Consider the following 18800-nt stretch of genomic DNA (forward strand, 5'->3'; position numbering starts at 1 on the left):
GTAACACCTCCTGTTTAGTAAAGATTAACTAAAGCAGCAGCAAAAATGACTGGATGACCGTCATTTTTTCAGGAGAAAGCCGGCTTTTGAGAATCTCCCGCTCATCGGGATTTAGCCGTTTCATTCTGTTTATAATCACGGAGATATTGTCATTGACATGATCAATTTCCGCCGTCAGGCTTCCAATTTCGTCATCATTCACTGTTGAAGAGGGAAACTGGTTTTCCAGCCGCATTTTGATGTCGGACAGGGCCAATCTCTGCTGCTTGCAGTCTGTAATAAATTTCAGCCGTTTGAGAGCAACTTCATCATAATAACGGTAGTTTGAACATGATCTGTCAGGCGTTAAAAGCCCGAGATTCGTGTAATAATCAACGGTCCGTTTTGTTACGCCTGCTGCAGCTGCTAATTCGCCAATACGATATTTCTCTGCCCCATCTGCATCCCTCCTCAACCATCACGTTATAGTTATAAAACATTTTAATATATTAGAAGCCGTTTATACAAGTTAATTGAATAAAAAAGGGCGAGAACATGATGCAGACCGCTTTATTTTTCTAAAAATTTGTGAAAATATTGTTAGATTTAAAGTTTAGACATTTGACTGACTCTTTTTTAATAAAGTAAGATAATAGTATATATTGGCTTGGAGGTGGTTTGATGGGGCCCTCTGCATAGTCATTCATACAGAACACACATCAGCCTTATTACGTGAATTTGATTTCATCAGGAGGTGACTCCTTATCCTTTTAGGGATAAGGTTAAATGGACGATATAGTTAGTCTGATTATCATCGGCGTTCTGATTGCTTTGACCGCTTTTTTTGTAGCATCAGAATTTGCGATTGTCAGAGTGAGGAGCTCAAAGATTGATCAGCTGATAGCGGAAGGAAATAAAAGGGCAGTTCGGGCAAAGCAAGTGGTGTCTGATTTGGATGAGTACTTGTCAGCCTGCCAGCTTGGAATTACGATCACTGCTTTAGGTTTGGGCTGGATGGGTGAGCCTACGGTCAGAAAGGTTTTGCATCCGCTCTTTGAAAGCCTGCATGTTTCAGATTCTGTTTCACATGCACTGTCGGTTGCCATCGCTTTTTGCCTGATTACATTCCTGAACGTCGTGGTTGGCGAACTCGCTCCGAAAACGATCGCGATCCAAAAAGCCGAACAAATCACATTGTGGCTGGCAGGACCGCTGCATTTTTTCAATGTTGTCATGTTCCCATTCATATGGGTGCTGAATGCGTCGGCCAGAGTGCTGACCGGATTATTCGGTTTGAAGCCCGCTTCGGAAAAGGATGAATCCCATACCGAAGAAGAGCTGAGAATCCTGTTATCAGAAAGCTACAAAAGTGGAGAAATTAATCCGTCTGAATATAAATACGTCAATAAAATTTTTGAGTTTGACAATCGGATCGCCAAAGAAATCATGGTGCCGCGCACAGAAATCGCTTCCGTCTCTGTGGATATGCCGATCGATGAGGCGCTGTCTGTGATGCTGAAAGAAAAATACACGCGTTGGCCCGTCTATAAAGGCGATAAGGACCATGTGATCGGCATGATCAACACGAAACAGCTGTTTACCGATATGCTGTTCATGTCGGACGCGGAGAAAAAGCGGCTGTCCCTTGAAGCCTACGTCCGTCCCGTCATTGAAGTGATTGACACCGTCCCTGTGCAAAAGCTGCTGATTAAAATGCAGCGGGAACGGATTCACATGGCGATTTTAACGGATGAATACGGGGGAACGTCAGGCCTTGTGACGACTGAGGATATTCTCGAAGAAATCGTCGGTGACATCAGAGACGAATTTGATGAAGACGAAACACCGCTCATTCAAAAGGTTTCCGAGCATGAGTACATCATGGACGGAAAGGTCAGAATCGATCAGGTCAATGAGCTGTTTGCCGATGAGATCGAGGAGGAGGAAGTCGAAACGGTCGGCGGACTCGTGTTGAAGGAAAATATAGATATAGCGGAAGGAGAGGCGGTTCATGTCGGCTCCTATACGATCACGGTGCTTGAGATGGAAGGCCGGCTGATCAAGCATGTGGAAATCAAACAGGAGCAGACGACAGAACACGTGGAGCTGGCACCGTCAAACCCGATTGTCGTAAACGAAATCACCTTGAGCGAAAAGTAGCTCAAGGTGATTTTTATGTTTGTAAGAAAAAAGACCCTGAGAGAAAAGGCATTTGAACAAGGGCATTCGTTCGTTTATAATGAGAACAAATGTTCTGTGTATAGGGGGGATGGTTGTGCTTTGGTATGAAAGCCTTTCCGAGAATGAAAAGAAAACGTATATGAAGCGAATCGAATTTCATTTGCGCAATTGGAAAAATTACAAAGCCGCCGTATTCAATTTGGAAAGGAGGATGGATAAGGAAGCGGAAAGCGGATTGATCAAAGAAGCGGATGTGAACGATCAAATCGCCTCGGAAAAAAGACTCTATCAATATTTGCTGGACGCCATGGAAACGGCTTTGGCCGAATTGGATGAGGTTGAGCGCACATTTATCGAATACCGCTATTTCCATAATTGGAGCATGGGCAAATGTGCAATGGAAATCGGCTGCAGTGAAAAAACGCTGTTTTTAATGAAAAAAGCGCTGTTGGACAAGCTGCTCGTCAGCTTGGTGGCGATTACGAATATTTAGGACGGGGCGGATTCGGGAATTCTTCAGTTTATTGACGGAATGTTGACGCGGCATGAGGGCTGCTTTCTTATATGATGATGAAAACAGGGGCAGGTGTATAGGAAAACCGGCCTTTGTTTCAACAAACTAAGGAGGAGAAAGAGCATGGATATTTCTGATATCGCACTCGTTCCGCTTGTCACAGGTTTGGTTCATACGGTAAAGATTTTGGGCGTTCAGAAACGATTTCTCCCCGTTTTTGCGATTATGTTCGGAATCTGGATTTCTTTGTTTTTGACATCGGGGAACTGGAAGGAAGACATGATGATCGGAACCTGGCTTGGATTGTCATCAGTCGGTTTTTATTCAGGCTCAAAAAACATTTTTAAGCCGTTGACAAAAGAGGAAATCGAACATGACGGCTGATTGGTCCCGGGAGGCATATGTGGAAGCAGCAAGCGGGGAAAGTATGACGATGATCGAATAAGGCTAAAGCCAAAAAAATCCATTTTGACGGAAAGCCAAAATGGATTTTTTTCGTCAGGCAGCGATCTTACTTGACATTCGTGGATTTTCCCCTGCCTTTAGGCGGGCGCAAATCGGAAACTCTATGCCGATCCTAAACAGCTGCTTCATTATATGACGCTCCCCGCCCAGAATCCCCCGATACATAAGCCAAGTGTGAGCAATATGTATGCTGCCGATGCCGAAAACCGTTTGGCGAGAATCAGCTCTACCGCTTCAACACTGAAGGTGGAAAATGTTGTGAATCCCCCGAAAAATCCCGTGCCGACGATGATCGAGACCGCGTGATTGTCAATGCCAAGACTGACAAAAATGCCGAGGGCAAAAGAGCCGAGAATATTGATCAGCATAATGCTGACGGGGATGCGCGGCTTCGGCACCCTCGACATGATGATATTGCCGAGCCAAAACCTTAATAGAGATCCGATTCCGCCTGCAATCATAAAACCAGCTGCGATCATGATCCAAAACGCTCCTTTTTGTTTTCCGCTGTGCCGCCGATTCGTTTTCCTAACATAATGCCGAGCAATGCGAAGCATACCCCGCCGGCGAGAGACGCCGCCAAGTACATGATTCCGATCTCAGGGGCGGAGGAATGCAGGATCAAGACGGTTTCTTTGGAAAACGCCGACATTGTCGTATATCCTCCGCAAAAGCCGGTTCCTAAGCAAAGCTGGACGAGCGGTTTTTTCGCCCGAAACGAAAAAAAGCCTGTCAGCAGGCCGAGAAGCAAGCTTCCCGAGCAATTTTCGATAAAAGTCGCCCAAGGAAAAAAACCGGCTCCTGCATTCAAGTTTACTATATAACGAAGAAGTGAACCGAGTGCCCCTCCGATAAAAACAGCGAGATATTTCATGCTTTTCCTTCTTTCTTAAAATAATCGGGATAATCGGTGATGATTCCGTCAATCTTCCAGCTCTCTAACCGGCGGCCGGTTTTTTGTCCGTTCACCGTCCAGGCTAAAGCCTTTAAATCATGGCTGTGAATCGCGTTGATCAAAAACGGGCTGAGCCTCGTATGTTTTACGCTGACATAATCGGCAAAAGATGCGATGTGCCGAAGCTGACCGCGCGGCACCATGCCGAATCTCGGTCTGATCAAAACAGCGGCCGGGATGGCAGGATACAGCTTGTGCATCGTTTTAATGGCACCGGCATCAAATGATTGCACGATCGTCTTCATGGAAAATCCGAAACTGCTGATCAGCTTGCCGATGACATTTTCAATTCCCGGTTGTGTTTTAGAAGACTTGATTTCGATCAGAAGCCCCGTTTTTTTGTGATACTTTTCGAGAACCTCGTCAAGGATGGGAATGTTTTCGTCTTTAAAAGCGGGGCTGAACCAGCTTCCCGCGTCAAGCTTTTCGAGCTCGCTCATAGTAAACTGCCGAACGAAGCCCGCGCCGTTTGTCGTTCTGTCGACCCTGTCATCATGAATGACAGCAAGCCTGCCGTCTTTTGTCAACTGTACATCAAGCTCTATGAAGTCAGCCCCCAGCTCGCATGCTTTTTCAAAAGCGGCAAACGTATTTTCCGGTGCATAACCTGAGGCTCCGCGATGGGCGATGATATGCAAACATGTCAGCTCCTCTTCATAAAGTTCTTTCCATATCAAGGATACCCGAACAGGTGATGCAAGTAAAATTAAAATGGCGCTGGCAGTGAGCCCGCTTTGCTTAAAACGACAAGCCTCGGCAAAATTAGTGCGAAAGTTTCATTCGTTTCATTTTCAGATAATTTATAATGAAAAAAAGGAGGCTTAGCTGATGGGTAAAGGGAGAATAAAAGTGGAAGAACGGATTAAGATCGAAACCGATGCTGAAATGTTTAAAGCGACTCTCCTTGATCAAACACAGTCTCAGAAGAAAAAATAGCCGTGTTGACCCGAATCATTTGTCTCTTGGAAACATCAAAATCGAACAGTCAAACTCCGGGTGATTTTTCCCGGAGTTTTTTTATGCGGGGTTTGGAGGAAGGCTGTCTGCCGGGATTGTTTTAAAAATACAAATGGGTTACACTTGGCATGATTCTCCCCTGTACAATAAAAAGAGAAATTTTTCGAAGCTTTTAGTATAATGAATGCTTGATGAATGTGAATAAGGAGAGACAGCAATGTTTACAAAGTATATGACGATGGATTTCGCTGCTGAAATCGGGATCAGCATCGGGATTTTGCTTTTATTTTTCTTGCTTAGAAAAATATTCACGAAATACTTGTTCAACTTGATATTGAAATTAACGCATAAACCGAAAACCGATTTTTTCAATCAGGTGGCGCTCGCGTTTGAGAAGCCTGCGAGATGGTTTTTTGCGATTCTCGGTATTTATTTAGCCATTATTTACTCGCCGTTTTTCGAAGAGCATATGGCGATTATTCATAGGCTGTACAGAGTGTCCGTTGTTGTGATTGTTGTCAGCGGCCTCTACAATTTAACGGCAGCATCATCTGTTTTGTTCAACAAAATCTCGAAGCGGCTCGAACTGGATATGGACGACATACTCGCTCCGTTCCTGTCGAAAATTCTCCGCTTTATTATCGTGGCGCTCGGTATCAGCGTGATCGCCGGGGAGTTCAATTATGATGTGAACGGGTTTGTCGCCGGACTCGGGCTCGGCGGATTTGCTTTTGCACTTGCGGCGAAAGATACGATCGGGAACTTTTTCGGAGGAATCGTCATCATTATGGAGAAGCCTTTCACAATTGGGGATTGGATTGAAACGACCATCGTCACCGGAACGGTCGAGGATATATCGTTTAGAAGCACGAAAATCCGCACCGCGGGAGAGTCGCTCGTCACCGTTCCCAATTCGGTTCTGGCCAATGAAGCGATCAGCAACTGGACGAAGATGAGAAAGCGCCAGGTCACATTCTCGCTTGATATTGATCCGTCAAACCCGCGGGAAAAAGTCGAAAGATGTGTGGAACGGTTTAAAGACATGCTGAGGAATCATGAAGGAGTCCATCCGGAAGTGATCATGGTCAATCTTGAGGTGCTGAAGGATACGCATATGAGCATTTTCTTCAACTACTATACAAAGACGACGGTTTGGGCCGAAAACTTGGACGTCAGACAGGATGTGAACTACCGGATCCTTGAGATCATGGAAGAAGAACAGGTGGATTTTGTATCACCCGGCCACAGTCTGTTTGAATTAAAGAAGATGAAGGATCAGCAAGATCAAGCGTGATCAGCGGTTCATGAAGGGGGAGCGGCACATGCGGAGAGAAGCCGAGACATTTTTGAAATTGATCGAAAGCGCCAGACGTATCACCGTGTTAACCGGGGCCGGAATGAGCACTGAGTCCGGAATCCCGGATTTCCGTTCAGCCGGGGGAATCTGGACGGAAGATATGTCCAGAATGGAAGCGATGAGCCTCGATTATTATGAGCGTTATCCAAAGCTTTTTTGGCCGAAATTTAAAGAGCTGTTTCAAATGAAAATGACCGGATCGTATCAGCCGAATGCCGGGCACCTGTATTTAGCCGATCTTGAGCGGCAGGGAAAAGAAGTCAAAGTGTTCACGCAAAATATTGACGGGCTCCATGTCAAGGCGGGCAGCCGCCATGTATACGAACTGCACGGTTCCATCCAAACGGCGGCATGTCCTAAATGCGGAACGCGCTACGGACTTGAATACATTTTGCAGGATGAGGTTCCGAGATGCAGCCGTGTGAATGAAAACGGCAGGGAATGCGGTTTGATTTTAAAGACGGATGTCGTATTGTTCGGCGATGCTGTTCAGCATTTCGATACTTTGTTTGCAAGCCTTGATCAATCCGATCTGCTTCTGGTGATCGGCACCTCGCTTGAAGTGGCGCCCGTCAGGTTTGTTCCTGAGGAGGCCCACGGCATACCGGGTCTGAAGAAAATCATGATCAATCTGGATGAAACGGATGATGATCATTTGTTTGACCTTGTCATCCATCGTAAAGTCGCAGAATTTGTCAAAGAAATAAACGGATAAAAAGGCGTTCCATAGGGGGAACGCCTTTTTAGCGCAATGCTTTTTCCATCAGAGCGGTTTTCACGAAAAAGCCATTCGGGTTGACCACATCCTCTTCTTTGATCACCGCAAAACTGATGTTTTTAGGCAGTGAGGTCCGCACCAAGCAGCAGCTTTTTGCTTTGCCTTAGGTTGCGGCATGACGTTCGAAATACGCCAGAATGAATGTTGCAATTCCTTGTTCCCTCGCTTTTGATGTGACAGAGAGCCGTGAAAAGACGAGAGAATCTACATTTGGCTGAACCGAGCGGAACTAAAACGGCTTGTTCTGGACCGTTTTGCACAGCTGTCTTTAAGGATTCCGCCGTTTCCGTCAACGCGCTGGAGGGAAACGGCAAGAAAGCGATATTCGATCAGTTTGTGAATGACGGGAGCGTCTTGTTCACTGGCTGTTTTCACTTTCCATGTCATCATCATGTTTCCCCTTTCGTTAAACATCTAAAATAAAAAACGGTGGCATCCAGTTTGCCGTCTGCTGATTCTGCGTATCCGGGAATTCGTCCGGCCTCGTGAAATCCGAGTGATGCGTAAAGCAGGTTTGAAGGGTCGCCTTCTCTCGTATCAAGAACAAGCAGGGATCGGCCTTCTTGCTTCACCCTTTCGATCGCTTTTTGCATGAGTGCGCGGGCGACGCCTTGCCGTCTGAAGGAGGGCGCTGTCATGAGCTTGCAGATTTCGGCTCTGTGGCGTCCGTTTTGTTTAGTGCAAAGGGCAACCTGGACACTCCCGGCAATTTCGCCGTTTTGTTTGGCAATCAACAAAATGACGTCCGGTGAGAGGACGGTTTTCCAGTAGCTTAAAGCCTGCTCATGATCAAGCGGCGGCAGAAAGCCGATTGATGCGTCGTCATTCACCACTTGAACGAGAAGGTTTGCCAATTGGTCCATATAGGGTGACATCGATGTTACTTCTTCGATTTGCATTTCACAACACCTCGCCCCTTACTATAGCCGAAAGCGTTTTTTCGGCAATCAATGTGTCAGATTTGATGACAAATAAAAAAATCCCCTGCTAAAGGGGATCGTCATGCTATTCATGGACAGGTGTCATTGATTCATCAAGCGTGTCAAATGAATAGCCCATCTCTTTTAAATTGTTGATCAACAGCGGCAATGACTGAACGGTTGAAGGGATATCATGCAGCAAAATCACAATCGGCTGTTTTGACTGCCGTTTTTCGATGATGCTGAGCTGGTTCATGACTTCCGGAACGAACTTTTGGCTTCTGTATTTCCAATCCAGGCTGTCGATATTCCAGTCCCAATAAGTAAACCCGTTTTTCTTCAGAACCTTCTTTTGAGCTTCGGTCAGGGACGGCTTGCTGCCGTAAGGCGTTCTGATCAAATGGGTTTCAACCCCGGTAATGGATTTCAGCGTTTTTTGCGCCTGTTTCATTTCCAGATTGGGAGAATTGGCGTCTTTATAAAACTTTTTCTGGTCATGTGTCACTCCGTGAAGCCCGAGTGAATGGCCCTGCTGCTTCATTTGGATTACGGCTTGTCTATGAACCTTCATGTTTGGTTCAAGCATGAAAAATGTCGCTTTGACATCATGTTCCGATAAGACTTGAAGCAGTCTTTGGCTGACCGCAGAAGGCCCGTCATCAAAAGTCAAATAAACCGTTTTCTGATTCTTTTTTTCTTCCGCCGCTTTTTTCTTTTCTTTTTCTTCTTTGCGTTTTGCTGCCTCCTGTTTCGTGCTCAGGTGATCCATAAGCTGACCTTGTGTCGCTTTTTTCAGCGGAATGCTGTCTCCTTCATGCCGCATCTGGCTGTTTTCGGACATTGTCAGCTCCTTTTTGCCGGGAGCTTCAGTTGACTGTGATAAATCCCAAACGTAAAGAAGGATCAGACACAAAATGACAAAACATGCTGTTTTCATCAACAGGTAGGTGACAGATGGGGAAGTTCTTTTGGAAACTTGGCGCATGTAACTCTCTCCGTATCATTTTTCGGCTCCATTATGTATATAGATTGCGAGTCTCATAAAATAATGGATCACAATGTTTAAGTATACAGGATTGGAAAGAAGTTGGATACCGGATTGGACGAAAAATATAGCAAATTTTTAGAGAACATGCTGAAATTTGCAGACTATGAGACTCGGAAAATTTTTGGAAATCTTGCACTATTTTGAACGGGGGCGACGTGTTAGAATGGAATGGAGAAAATCGAGAAACCAACAAAATAGCAAGGGGATGGAGAAATGAAGGTTCTTTTTAACGGCCGGCTCGTTGAACGGAGCGAATGTGCTGTTGATATCGAAGACAGAGGCTATCAGTTTGGAGACGGTGTTTATGAAGTGATCCGCATCTACAATGGAAGCTTTTATACGCTTGACGAACACATTGCCCGTTTTTACAAAAGCGCCTCTGAAATCGGTATCGTACTGCCGTTTTCAGAAACGGAGCTGAAAGGAAAGCTCAAAGAGCTTATTGAAGTCAACCAGGCTCAAGACGGAGGGCTCTACCTTCAGGTGACAAGAGGGAAGGCGCCGAGGAAGCACCAATATGAAGCAGGCCTTACCCCGCAGGTGACCGCCTATACATTCCCGATCAAAAAGCCTGAACAAGAACAGCAAAACGGCGTTTCCGCGATTACGGCAGATGATCTGCGCTGGCTGAGGTGCGATATTAAAAGTTTGAATCTGCTGTACAACGTGATGATCAAACAAAAGGCAAGCGAAGTGTCCTCATTTGAGGCGATATTGGTCCGCGACGGGTTCGTGACAGAAGGAACGTCTTCAAACGTATATGCCGTCAAACAAAACGTTATCTACACCCATCCTGCGACAAACCTGATTCTAAACGGGATTACGCGGATGAAGCTGTTGGAGCTGTTTGCGAAAAACGGCTGGAAGCACGAGGAAAAGGCCATCACAAAAGAAGAATTGCTGACCGCCGATGAGGTGTTTATTTCTTCAACAACATCTGAAGTGATCCCGGTCACTGTAATCGACGGACAGGAGATCGGCACGGGAACGCCCGGACCGCTTACAAAAGAAGTGCAAAAAGCAATGCAAAACAGTATTTTGGCAGAAACAGCAAAACCTGTGTAATAAAAAAAGCGCCGTCTCCATCTCTGGAAACGGCGCTTTTTTATGACTTGCGAAATCCGAACAGCACGGAAAAGAACGGTGATAAATACAGGAAGAACACAAACGGCAAATATTCAATGACAGGAACGCCGAGCGCGCTTGACATAAACGCGCCGCTGACGCCCCACGGAATCATTGGATTGATCAATGTTCCCCCGTCTTCAAGTGACCTTGATAAATGCTTCCGGTCAATCCCAAGCTGATCATACAGTTTTTTAAACGACTGGCCGGGAATCAAAATCGATAAATACTGCTCACCAGTCAACAAGTTCATGCCGATGCTTGAGGAAACGGTTGAGAAAACGAGGCGGCCTTTTGTACGGATGCCGCGGATCACGCCTTCAAGAAGGCTTGTAATCAATCCCGTTTTTTCCATCAAACCGCCGAGCGCAAAGGCGATGATTATCAGGGAAACGGAGCCCATCATCGATTGGAGGCCGCCGCGGTTTAAAATATTGGCAACAGCTTCAGTTTCCGCTGAAAAAACAGGTCCTTTTTGCATCGCTGATAAAAAGGAGGAAATGCCTGCATCAGGCTGAATAAGCGCGGCAAGAATGCCTGCCGACACGATTCCCGCCGCAAGGGACGGAATGACCGGCATACGTCTGACGGCAAGCACAATCACCAAAAGAGGTGATAACAGCGTCCACAGGCTGATATCGACCGTGTTTTCAATCCCGCTGACAATGGCTTGAATATTATCCGTAGAGGCCGCGCCGATGGTAAGCGTGCGCCCCATGAAAAAGAAGAGCAGAATGGTCACCAAAAGTGCCGGAATCGTCGTGCCCATCATATGTCTAATATGCTTGAAAATCGGAAGTCCGCCAATTCCAGCGGCAAAGTTTGTCGTATCAGACAAAGGGGACATTTTATCGCCGAAACAGGCGCCCGAAATCACGGCCCCTGCCACCCATGTCAATGGCACACCCGCCGCCTGGGCGACGCCGATCAAGGCGACGCCGATCGTGCTGACCGTCGTGAAGCTTGAACCGACCAGTGAACTGATGATCAGGCAGCTGAATAAAGCCGTCAGGAGCAGATAATGCGGTTCGACCAGGTTTAACGCGTAAACCGTTACCGTCGGAATCGCTCCGCTATATTCCCAAACTCCGATTAACATGCCGATTAAAGAAAGGACGATAATCGGCTGTACGCCATTTTGGATTCCAGAGACGATGCCGCTTTCGAGCTCCTTCCAGGAATAGCCCTTAAACATGCCCACGACCGCCAAAAAGCCGACGCAAATCAATAATGGCACATGCGGTTCGGCGTGAAAAACAAACAGGCATGTAAAAATGACCGCTAAGATGACAACAAATAATAAAGCCGATATGGAAAACGATAAGCGTTTTTCGTTTGACAAATCATACACCTCATTAGAAAAAATATCAGTCTTTAATCCTTTTATGCTTTTGTGCGTAAACGTATTATAACAGAAAAATAGAAGATATACTTAAATTAAAATATTTCAAAAACTTTTCGTGTGTGCGGGCGTATTTTTGAAAGCGCTGACTTCTTTAGATATAATAGGCTTATAGAAAGGTTTTTAGCGTATGCCTGTATTGAATAGATGAAAAATAGGGGGAAATGCGAGATGTCCTGCACTGCCAAAAAAAGCCGATTTTTAAATGAAGAAGCAATCTTGATGGAAAATGAATATTTGGAGGCTGTACTTGTGCCGGGATGGGGGAGCAATTTGATTTCCCTGAAGTGGAAGCCCGGCGGATTGAGCTTGCTGAAAACGCCTGAAACAAAGGAAGAGTATGATGCCAACCCTTTTTTATTCGGAATCCCGATCCTTTTTCCGCCAAACCGGATCGACCAAGGAAGATTTACATATGACGGAAAGACCTATCAGCTGCCCATCAATGAAAAACCGCTGCAAAATCATCTGCACGGATTTCTTCATGATAAAAAATGGACGCTGACAAAAGCGGAGGCCGATGATCAGAAAAGCATGGCGCAGACGGTGCTGCATGCGGACGAGCATCCCGACATTCAAAGCATCTTTCCCCATTCGTTTTCGATCGTCATCACCTACAGGCTGGAAGGCAAACAATTGCAGATGGATGCTTCTGTTGTCAACCACGGCAAAGAACCGATGCCGCTCGGCCTTGGATATCACACTTCATTCCGCTATCCGTTCAATGAAAAAGGAGATAAAGCGCAATGTCTGTTTTCCCTGCCGACTGAGAAACAATGGGTGCTGACAGACCGGTTGCTGCCGACGGGTGAATATCATGTGACAGAGGAATTTAAGACAGGGAGAACCGCGGCTGGAGAAAGGCTGGATGATATTTTCGCGGCTGAAGTGGATCAGGAAGGAAACAGCACCGCGGACATTTGCGACCGCCTTGCCGACATCCGCCTGTCATATCAGTGCGACAGTCATTTCAAACACTGGGTCGTGTATAACGGGACATCTGACGATTCAGACCTGCTTTGTCTGGAGCCCTATACATGGATGACCAACGCCCCGAATCTTGATCTGCCGCATGAGGTCACAGGCTTTCAGGCTTTGGGACCGCGGGAGGAAGCTGTTATGAAAAGCAAAATTATAATCGGCGGAGTATGACACTTCGCCGTTTTAAAATGTTTTCTTTTCAAGGATAAATTCTGTACGGGAAACGTGCTTTCCCTGTCTCCAATTCAATTGCACGGTGACTGTGCGGCCGTCGAATTCGGATTCCTCCATATTTTCCAGAAAAGATACGGATTCCTCTTTTCTTCCTCCGCCGGGCAAAACACCGCCGGAATAGTCGCTCATCGCCGTTTCAATTTCGGAGCTGAGGGCCGTTTCATCATCAAATTTCACAACGAATGTTTCCAAATACGTATCATCCGGTTCGCCGCCTGTCCAATATAAATCTCCGCTGTACCCGTTGTCGCTTTTTTTTATGACCGCCTCCCAATTCCCGTCAGCGCTCTTCCCGGTCCATTTGGGATATTCCGTCATATAAAAGCCGATCAGCTTGCCGCCGTAGTAAAGAAAGCAAAAAGCCATTAAAAGAGCCGATGCGAACAGAAGCGGCCGCTTGTATTCCTGTTTCATGCATTCACCGCCTAAAAAAGTTCCGCTTTATTATAAAGCAGAACAGGCAAAAAAAATAGACATGTTATGAAATTTAAGGAAACGGATGCGGGTGCGGGTTCAGCTGTTCGGATTGAAGCGGCTCTGTTGTATAGCCGAGTTCCATCGGAACCGTAAGCACCCTCTCAAGCCCAGACAACCGGGTGAGGGAATGCCCGAATGTCATCGGCAGCATGCCTGGAATCAGGACTTTCACGCAGGACAGTCCGCTTCGTTTGGTCACAGGCGACGTCTGATCAATGACGATCACTTCAAGGTTCAGGCGGCGGAATGTTTCGAGCAGATGACGAAGATCTTCCGTTAAATCAAGGGTTTTCTTTCTTTCTTTGAAGGCTTCGCTAAATGTTTGCGGCGGGCGCGTTTGCTCCAATAAAAACCGGAGGCGTTCTTCGGCTTCCGGCAAGCCGTACAGCATGCTGTGATCCTGCATTTCCCGGACCAAAAAAGGATTGTGCAGCATCGCTTCGTATTTATCCCGGCTTTCTTCAAGGTGACGGTCGTGCTTCAGCATCATGCCCGCCAGCTCATGAAGGGCGCTTTTGACCGCTTTGACAGGATCGGGATGCGCCCCAGCAGAACAAATAAGGTTGAGCCCCTGCCGCTTGCTGTTTTTGGCGACGGCCCAAATGCTTGGGATGCCGTGTTCCATTGTCGAATTAAAGACATACAGTTCATATCCGGCGACTCTGCGAACCCGATTGACCATCAGCTTCAATTCCAGATCTTCGCACGACTGAATATCTAGCTGCCTTAAGGGGAGCCGCCCATACCAGGTCATTAAAAACGAATCCCTTTCAGCCACTTCCAAAATGCCATGGAAAATCGCTTCTTCCAAACTTCCGCCGATTGCACAGCCGTTGGACGTTTCATAGACGAAGGCGTCTTCCCGGCCGAGACTGTAATAGGCGAGCGATTCCGGAACCAATATCGGCCGTTCTTGTAAAAAGGAATAGCCCCAAACCCAATGGAGCGGCCGTTTTGGATGAAACGGCCGGAAAGGAAAGCCGGCCTGCCGATACTGATTTTCGTCATGCAAGCCCGTTTTCACTGGATCAAGTGCACGGTCCTTTACATTGAAATAGCAGTCGTGAACGATTGTTCTTTTGCCGAGCGGTGCAATTCCTGAATAACGCTCCAAACCTTCCAATAGAGCGGTTAACTCGCTGTTTTCATATGAGTGACTGCGGCCGCCGACACCTTCATGTCCCGTCCATAGAGGCATGTTAACGATCATATCGGCAAACGGCAAGATCGCGTCGTACATTTTGCCGTTGAAAATCCCTGTCCGCTGGTCGAGAAGGCCTTTTCCGAGCGTTTCCTTTAATTCGTCAGCCTCTTTGACGCGAAAGCTTTCCGGGCTCGTTTTTGGATTTGGCTGAAGCGCGATTTTCGCCGCCTCCTGTGAGTCATCAGCCATCACGCTGCAGATCGTGCACAGCGGGTCAGGTATAAAAGAGTGAAGAGAACTCTCTAATGTGTTTAAATTGATCAATAACAGCGTTTGTTTCAATTGGCTGGTATCGTCTCCCATGATCCTGTCGATTTCATTGCAGATGAAAAGGGCTATATGGCGCGCTCCAGTCTTTGATACCCAAGGATCGCGGACGGCGTCTCGGTTGTTTTGCTCGAGCTCAAGCATTTCCCTGCTGTCCGGGGCAGCGATAAACCTCCTCTTATCAGCGCATTGCGAACACCCTGATTCGTTCGGATCAATGAGTGGTCCAATCACGCCTTCGCCAAATGTTGCGAAAGCGCGGAGCCAGGGGATGCCGGCGGGCCTCAATCTGTTCTCGGCCTCCCGATAGAGCAAAGGACGCGAAGCATCGTGAACAACAATGGCGAATGCCGTTCCTTCGGGTACTCCAGCATTAAAATCAGGCTGGCGGGTGAATGTGTAATGAGCGGCCAAACGGTTGGATACAGCTTCTGCAATCACGCCTTCACCAACAAGCAGCATTCTCTCTTTCATCAAGCCTCCTCCTTTTTGATGCGTACAGCATAAATGCCGGCGAGATTTTCTTGCAAAAAAGGTTCTGCCGGCAGATCGTAGACGAAGAGCTGTAAACCGCTGCGCTTGATGTTTTGACATGCCGGCTTTAGGGCTTGCGGGGGATTCTCAAAAGCAGGAATCTCCAGCTTCATTTCGTTTTCTTGTAAAACAACGGCCGTTTCCTGCAGCGGATTGATATCCATCAGCGCCCGCTTGAGCGCCTCCCTGAACGCCAATGTCAGATTGAGCCCCGGACTTCCGTACCAGAGGTCATCAACGCCCGCCCATACAACGGGAAAGCCAAAAACGTCCTCCCCTATGCCGAGCGCGGGGGTGCCGTGCATCATGGACAGTGTTTCGAGATAGTAGGCGGCATGCGTATCTTTTACAGCACCCAACTGGCTTAGCTTGATCGTTTCTGTTCCGCTAATTTGTCTCTGTGTGAACTGATCATCCAAACATATCTGCATTCCTCTTGATACGCCTTCGGCAAGCGTTTCCCCGGCGCCGATCCCGTATTGTCCTATCTCTTTGAGGTAAGGGCCCGCAAGTCTTGACATATACATTTCAATCCCGGTCAGGCCTGCATCTCGTCGTGCTTCTTCATGTGTTAAACCGGCGCACACCGTTTCAGGCAAAAGTTCGGCCGGTCCGGATGACAAGGGATCAGCGGCTTGAACAATGCATTGTGACAAGGGCAGCTGCTTTACATGTTTTTCTTCCCACAGGTGAAAAATCCCCGCTGTTGTCGATGTCAGGTCGCTGAATAACTGAAATAACCGGCCGTCCCGGTGCTTCGTTTCCGCCTTTTCTTCAATATCCTCCAGCAATTCAGCCTCAGCTCCGTCGAAGTTGATGAGCGGGTGGTCAAGAAACGGATACCAAGCCCCTTCAAGCGTTTTAAAGTCAAGAAGATACATTTCATGCCGCTTTTCCGGCGGCGTAAGTCCGGTGACCATTTTGAACAATTCAAAGGAGAGAACGTTTGTCAGGATGTCTGTTCCCGCTGAACAAAAGGCTTTCGATTCCCGATTTTCATGAAGGGCACTACGGTGTACACGCCGCCATGCCGCCTCCCAAAAAACACTTGAATCAGGCGGTATAACAGGTCCGAGAAGACCAACCTGCTTGAGGCAGACTGCCGGAAAAAATCCTTTTTGCTCTTGTTTGCAAACCGTTTCCAATTCGCGGAGATTTTTTGAGTCTTCACCTTCTCCGACATACAAAATCCAATCCATGGATGGCACGGCTTCCCGCCAATTTCCGTTGGGGATCATTTCAATCTTTGCATCGTCTTTTTGCTTCGATTTTTCGATGGCGGTTTTCAGTTCTTCACTTTGATCAGTTGCATCAAGGTAAATATTGACGAAACCAGCCTCTGCAAGCGATTGAATCAATGGCACAACACAGGAGAGCGCACCAAGCACCAAGACTTTTGTCTCGCGGCATAGCTGAAAGCGATAAGCTCCCGAATCCTTAAAGCTTTCAATAAATTCGATCTGCGGAGCGTACGTTTGCAGCAACCCGCTTTCCAACTGATGGGGCCGGTCCTTTTCCACATTCCGGACAAATCCGTGTTGATACAGCATATCAGCGATCTCATACACCCTGTTTTTGTACGGGACCGACAGCCCGTTTGTTAATTCGCCGAGCGTATAATCGCCATTGAACATCGGCAGCAGTTTTTCAATCCATTGATCAATTGAAGCGCCTTTGATACGAAACGAACCGGAATTATGTTTAAAATAAACAGCTCCATGCGGATCGGGAAGGTAACGTGTATCTTTCTTCACTTTCAGACGAGCGGAAGCGGTCAATTGTGTCATGCTGCCTCCTCCTTAGAAGATGTAAAAATCATACATATCATGTTATGTAATCATGTTTGTCTGTTATGATAAAGACCCCTGCGGCAGAACAGGCAGGGGCGGCTTTCTTCGGGTGGTGCTACATACCTCCATGCCAGCAGCTTCCGCAGCTCCAGCAGCAGTGGCCCGCACAGCTCGCGCAACTCCAGCAACTTCCGCAGCTCGCACAGCTCGCGCAACTCCAGCAACTTCCGCAGCTTGCACAGCTCCAGCAGCTTGCACAACTCCAGCAGCTTCCGCAGCTCGCACAGCTCCAACAGCTTCCGCAACTGGCGCAACTCCAGCAGCTCGCGCAATGCTTGTCGTTGACATGGTGACGGTCATGATTCCAAGGCGTCTCCGCTTGGAATGGATCCATCTCCAATGATTGCAGTTCATCATAAAAATGTTGCATTTTATACAATCCTCCTCAATGTAATCCAAAAGAACAAAATCATATGCGTAGATTGAAAGTCTACCCGGGTCACTCAAGATCAAATTATGAGGCCTGTTAGGTGAGTGTTACTGAATGCAACGCCTATTTTTCCTGTAAATGGATATGAGGCGGGGTGTGAGGGAGGGGGAAAAGGCGGCACCATCAAAAAGAAACCGGCTGTAAAAGCCGGCTTCCTTAGCGGTATTACTTGACGATCAGCACCGGTATCTCCGACTTTGAGGAAATCTTATCGCTGACACTCCCGAACAGCAGTTTTTTCAGGCGGTTTTGATCGCGGGTTCCTGTTATGACGAGATCGGCACCGATATGTTCAGCATGGTGAAGGACCGCGTTTGCAGGGTCCCCTTCTAACACTTCAATGTCAGCGTCGAATTGGTTGTTATTTAAGATGATTTTGGCTGCGGCAATCGCTTCTTCTGCGCTATCTTCATAGATCAGCGGCTCCCCGGCCGGGTCGGACTCGTGCGGGACGGGAGCTGCGGCCGGAATGCCGCTGTAAAGATAAGGGGCGCCTGCGGCGGGCCGCTGCTCTTCGCTCGCCGTTCTTGCCTGCTTCGGTTCGTGAACATGGGCGATGGTCAGTTCGGCGCCTAGCTTTTTTGTCAGGACAATCGCTTTTTGCAGCGCTTTCTTGCTTTCTTCTTTTTCGTCAAAGGCGACGATGATGCGATCGGCTTTCAACATTTTGCTCCTCCTTTCGAAATGGGTTTATAGACGTTTTACCCGTTTTTCACATGATCTAACAAGATGAAGAAAAAGATTGTCAATTTTCAAAAAACAAATTGACAAATAAAGGGCCGTACTATAAGATGGAAAATATTAATAAGATTGGAGGGTATCGTCATGAAGAGAATCAATCGACCAGCTCAAGAGACAAATCAATTTGCGCGTGACGGCTCCATACCTTCCAGATGGTTATAGAAAATCCGCATTTTTATCTGAAAATGAAGGAAGGCGCATGTCGCGTAGTATGAGCGTACATGCGCCTTTTTGATGTGAAAGGGCATGCTGCATTTACAGTATGCCTTTTTTTAGGTGAAAAAGCATGGTTTTAACAAGTTGGGGCCCATGCTTTTCTATAGACGAAAATGAAGCTGGACCAGCTGATTTTTCGAAAAAACGAACATAAGGAGGAGTTTTGATGCTCACTGTCAGCAAAA

The 18800-nt window shown here is 47.2% G+C and carries 21 protein-coding genes; 8 read left to right on the top strand and 13 right to left on the bottom strand.

Annotated features, from left to right (window positions below; all coding sequences use genetic code 11):
• Positions 1 to 28: 28 nt before the first annotated feature.
• Positions 29 to 454, bottom strand: coding sequence for a Cu(I)-responsive transcriptional regulator (locus M654_RS07030; protein WP_026586214.1), 426 nt, complete (start codon positions 452 to 454; stop codon positions 29 to 31).
• Between the two features lie 311 nt (positions 455 to 765).
• Between M654_RS07030 and M654_RS07035 the strand changes: the two genes are divergently transcribed.
• The 3 genes from M654_RS07035 to M654_RS07045 all read left to right on the top strand — a co-directional run bounded on the left by M654_RS07035 (position 766) and on the right by M654_RS07045 (position 3058).
• Positions 766 to 2139, top strand: a complete 1374-nt coding sequence (locus M654_RS07035) for a hemolysin family protein (protein WP_026586215.1) — start codon at positions 766 to 768, stop codon at positions 2137 to 2139.
• Positions 2140 to 2254: 115 nt separating this feature from the next.
• Entirely contained in the window at positions 2255 to 2653 is a 399-nt protein-coding gene (locus M654_RS07040) for an RNA polymerase sigma factor (RefSeq protein ID WP_026586216.1), read from the top strand.
• 144 nt (positions 2654 to 2797) lie between these two features.
• The gene (locus M654_RS07045) at positions 2798 to 3058 is read left to right on the top strand and encodes a hypothetical protein (protein WP_026586217.1); all 261 of its coding nucleotides are present in this window, start codon (positions 2798 to 2800) and stop codon (positions 3056 to 3058) included.
• A 209-nt stretch (positions 3059 to 3267) separates the two neighbouring features.
• On the opposite strand, the gene crcB is transcribed toward M654_RS07045, so the two are convergent.
• The 3 genes from crcB to M654_RS07060 are packed head-to-tail and all read right to left on the bottom strand — an operon-like array spanning position 3268 to position 4732.
• Positions 3268 to 3618 (bottom strand): fluoride efflux transporter CrcB, encoded by a 351-nt coding sequence (crcB, locus tag M654_RS07050; RefSeq protein WP_026586218.1) that lies wholly within the window; start codon positions 3616 to 3618, stop codon positions 3268 to 3270.
• A complete protein-coding gene (locus M654_RS07055) occupies positions 3615 to 4013 on the bottom strand; it encodes a fluoride efflux transporter FluC (RefSeq protein WP_026586219.1) in 399 nt (132 codons plus the stop codon). Before M654_RS07055 ends, crcB begins: the two co-directional genes overlap by 4 nt.
• Positions 4010 to 4732, bottom strand: coding sequence for a glycerophosphodiester phosphodiesterase (locus M654_RS07060; RefSeq protein ID WP_026586220.1), 723 nt, complete (start codon positions 4730 to 4732; stop codon positions 4010 to 4012). The genes M654_RS07055 and M654_RS07060 overlap by 4 nt, the downstream gene beginning before the upstream one ends.
• A 190-nt stretch (positions 4733 to 4922) precedes the next feature.
• Between M654_RS07060 and M654_RS07065 the strand changes: the two genes are divergently transcribed.
• The 3 genes from M654_RS07065 to M654_RS07075 all read left to right on the top strand — a co-directional run bounded on the left by M654_RS07065 (position 4923) and on the right by M654_RS07075 (position 7123).
• Positions 4923 to 5030, top strand: coding sequence for a YhdX family protein (locus M654_RS07065; RefSeq protein WP_003180159.1), 108 nt, complete (start codon positions 4923 to 4925; stop codon positions 5028 to 5030).
• A gap of 238 nt (positions 5031 to 5268) precedes the next feature.
• Positions 5269 to 6345 (top strand): mechanosensitive ion channel family protein, encoded by a 1077-nt coding sequence (locus tag M654_RS07070; RefSeq protein ID WP_026586221.1) that lies wholly within the window; start codon positions 5269 to 5271, stop codon positions 6343 to 6345.
• A 28-nt stretch (positions 6346 to 6373) separates the two neighbouring features.
• Positions 6374 to 7123: an NAD-dependent protein deacylase gene (locus M654_RS07075; protein WP_026586222.1), complete on the top strand. Its 750-nt coding sequence runs from the start codon at positions 6374 to 6376 to the stop codon at positions 7121 to 7123.
• 267 nt (positions 7124 to 7390) lie between these two features.
• Here the strand turns inward: M654_RS07075 and M654_RS07080 are convergent, their stop codons facing one another.
• The 3 genes from M654_RS07080 to M654_RS07090 all read right to left on the bottom strand — a co-directional run bounded on the left by M654_RS07080 (position 7391) and on the right by M654_RS07090 (position 9091).
• A complete protein-coding gene (locus M654_RS07080) occupies positions 7391 to 7576 on the bottom strand; it encodes a hypothetical protein (RefSeq protein WP_026586223.1) in 186 nt (61 codons plus the stop codon).
• Positions 7576 to 8085: a GNAT family N-acetyltransferase gene (locus M654_RS07085; protein ID WP_026586224.1), complete on the bottom strand. Its 510-nt coding sequence runs from the start codon at positions 8083 to 8085 to the stop codon at positions 7576 to 7578. The genes M654_RS07080 and M654_RS07085 overlap by 1 nt, the downstream gene beginning before the upstream one ends.
• Positions 8086 to 8191: 106 nt before the next feature.
• Complete coding sequence (locus M654_RS07090; RefSeq protein ID WP_026586225.1) at positions 8192 to 9091, bottom strand: polysaccharide deacetylase family protein; 900 nt, start codon at positions 9089 to 9091, stop codon at positions 8192 to 8194.
• A 276-nt stretch (positions 9092 to 9367) separates the two neighbouring features.
• Between M654_RS07090 and dat the strand changes: the two genes are divergently transcribed.
• Positions 9368 to 10219, top strand: coding sequence for a D-amino-acid transaminase (dat, locus tag M654_RS07095; protein ID WP_026586226.1), 852 nt, complete (start codon positions 9368 to 9370; stop codon positions 10217 to 10219).
• 40 nt (positions 10220 to 10259) lie between these two features.
• On the opposite strand, the gene nhaC is transcribed toward dat, so the two are convergent.
• Complete coding sequence (gene nhaC, locus M654_RS07100; protein WP_026586227.1) at positions 10260 to 11621, bottom strand: Na+/H+ antiporter NhaC; 1362 nt, start codon at positions 11619 to 11621, stop codon at positions 10260 to 10262.
• 231 nt (positions 11622 to 11852) lie between these two features.
• Between nhaC and M654_RS07105 the strand changes: the two genes are divergently transcribed.
• Entirely contained in the window at positions 11853 to 12833 is a 981-nt protein-coding gene (locus M654_RS07105; RefSeq protein WP_026586228.1) for an aldose 1-epimerase, read from the top strand.
• 12 nt (positions 12834 to 12845) lie between these two features.
• Here the strand turns inward: M654_RS07105 and M654_RS07110 are convergent, their stop codons facing one another.
• From M654_RS07110 to M654_RS07130, 5 genes are all read right to left on the bottom strand, one after another.
• Positions 12846 to 13310: a DUF4944 domain-containing protein gene (locus tag M654_RS07110; protein ID WP_026586229.1), complete on the bottom strand. Its 465-nt coding sequence runs from the start codon at positions 13308 to 13310 to the stop codon at positions 12846 to 12848.
• 73 nt (positions 13311 to 13383) lie between these two features.
• On the bottom strand, positions 13384 to 15318 hold the full coding sequence (locus M654_RS07115) for a TOMM precursor leader peptide-binding protein (RefSeq protein ID WP_026586230.1): 1935 nt from the start codon (positions 15316 to 15318) through the stop codon (positions 13384 to 13386).
• Positions 15318 to 17165 carry a putative thiazole-containing bacteriocin maturation protein gene (locus tag M654_RS07120; RefSeq protein WP_026586231.1) on the bottom strand — a complete coding sequence of 616 codons (1848 nt, stop codon included), beginning with the start codon at positions 17163 to 17165 and terminating at the stop codon, positions 15318 to 15320. Before M654_RS07120 ends, M654_RS07115 begins: the two co-directional genes overlap by 1 nt.
• A gap of 118 nt (positions 17166 to 17283) precedes the next feature.
• Positions 17284 to 17598 (bottom strand): heterocycloanthracin/sonorensin family bacteriocin, encoded by a 315-nt coding sequence (locus tag M654_RS24315; RefSeq protein WP_081692818.1) that lies wholly within the window; start codon positions 17596 to 17598, stop codon positions 17284 to 17286.
• 225 nt (positions 17599 to 17823) lie between these two features.
• The gene (locus M654_RS07130) at positions 17824 to 18324 is read right to left on the bottom strand and encodes a universal stress protein (RefSeq protein WP_026586232.1); all 501 of its coding nucleotides are present in this window, start codon (positions 18322 to 18324) and stop codon (positions 17824 to 17826) included.
• Between the last annotated feature and the right edge of the window lie 476 nt (positions 18325 to 18800).

It is taken from the genome of Bacillus sp. NSP9.1, from assembly GCF_000465465.2.
Taxonomy (GTDB): domain Bacteria; phylum Bacillota; class Bacilli; order Bacillales; family Bacillaceae; genus Bacillus; species Bacillus sonorensis_A.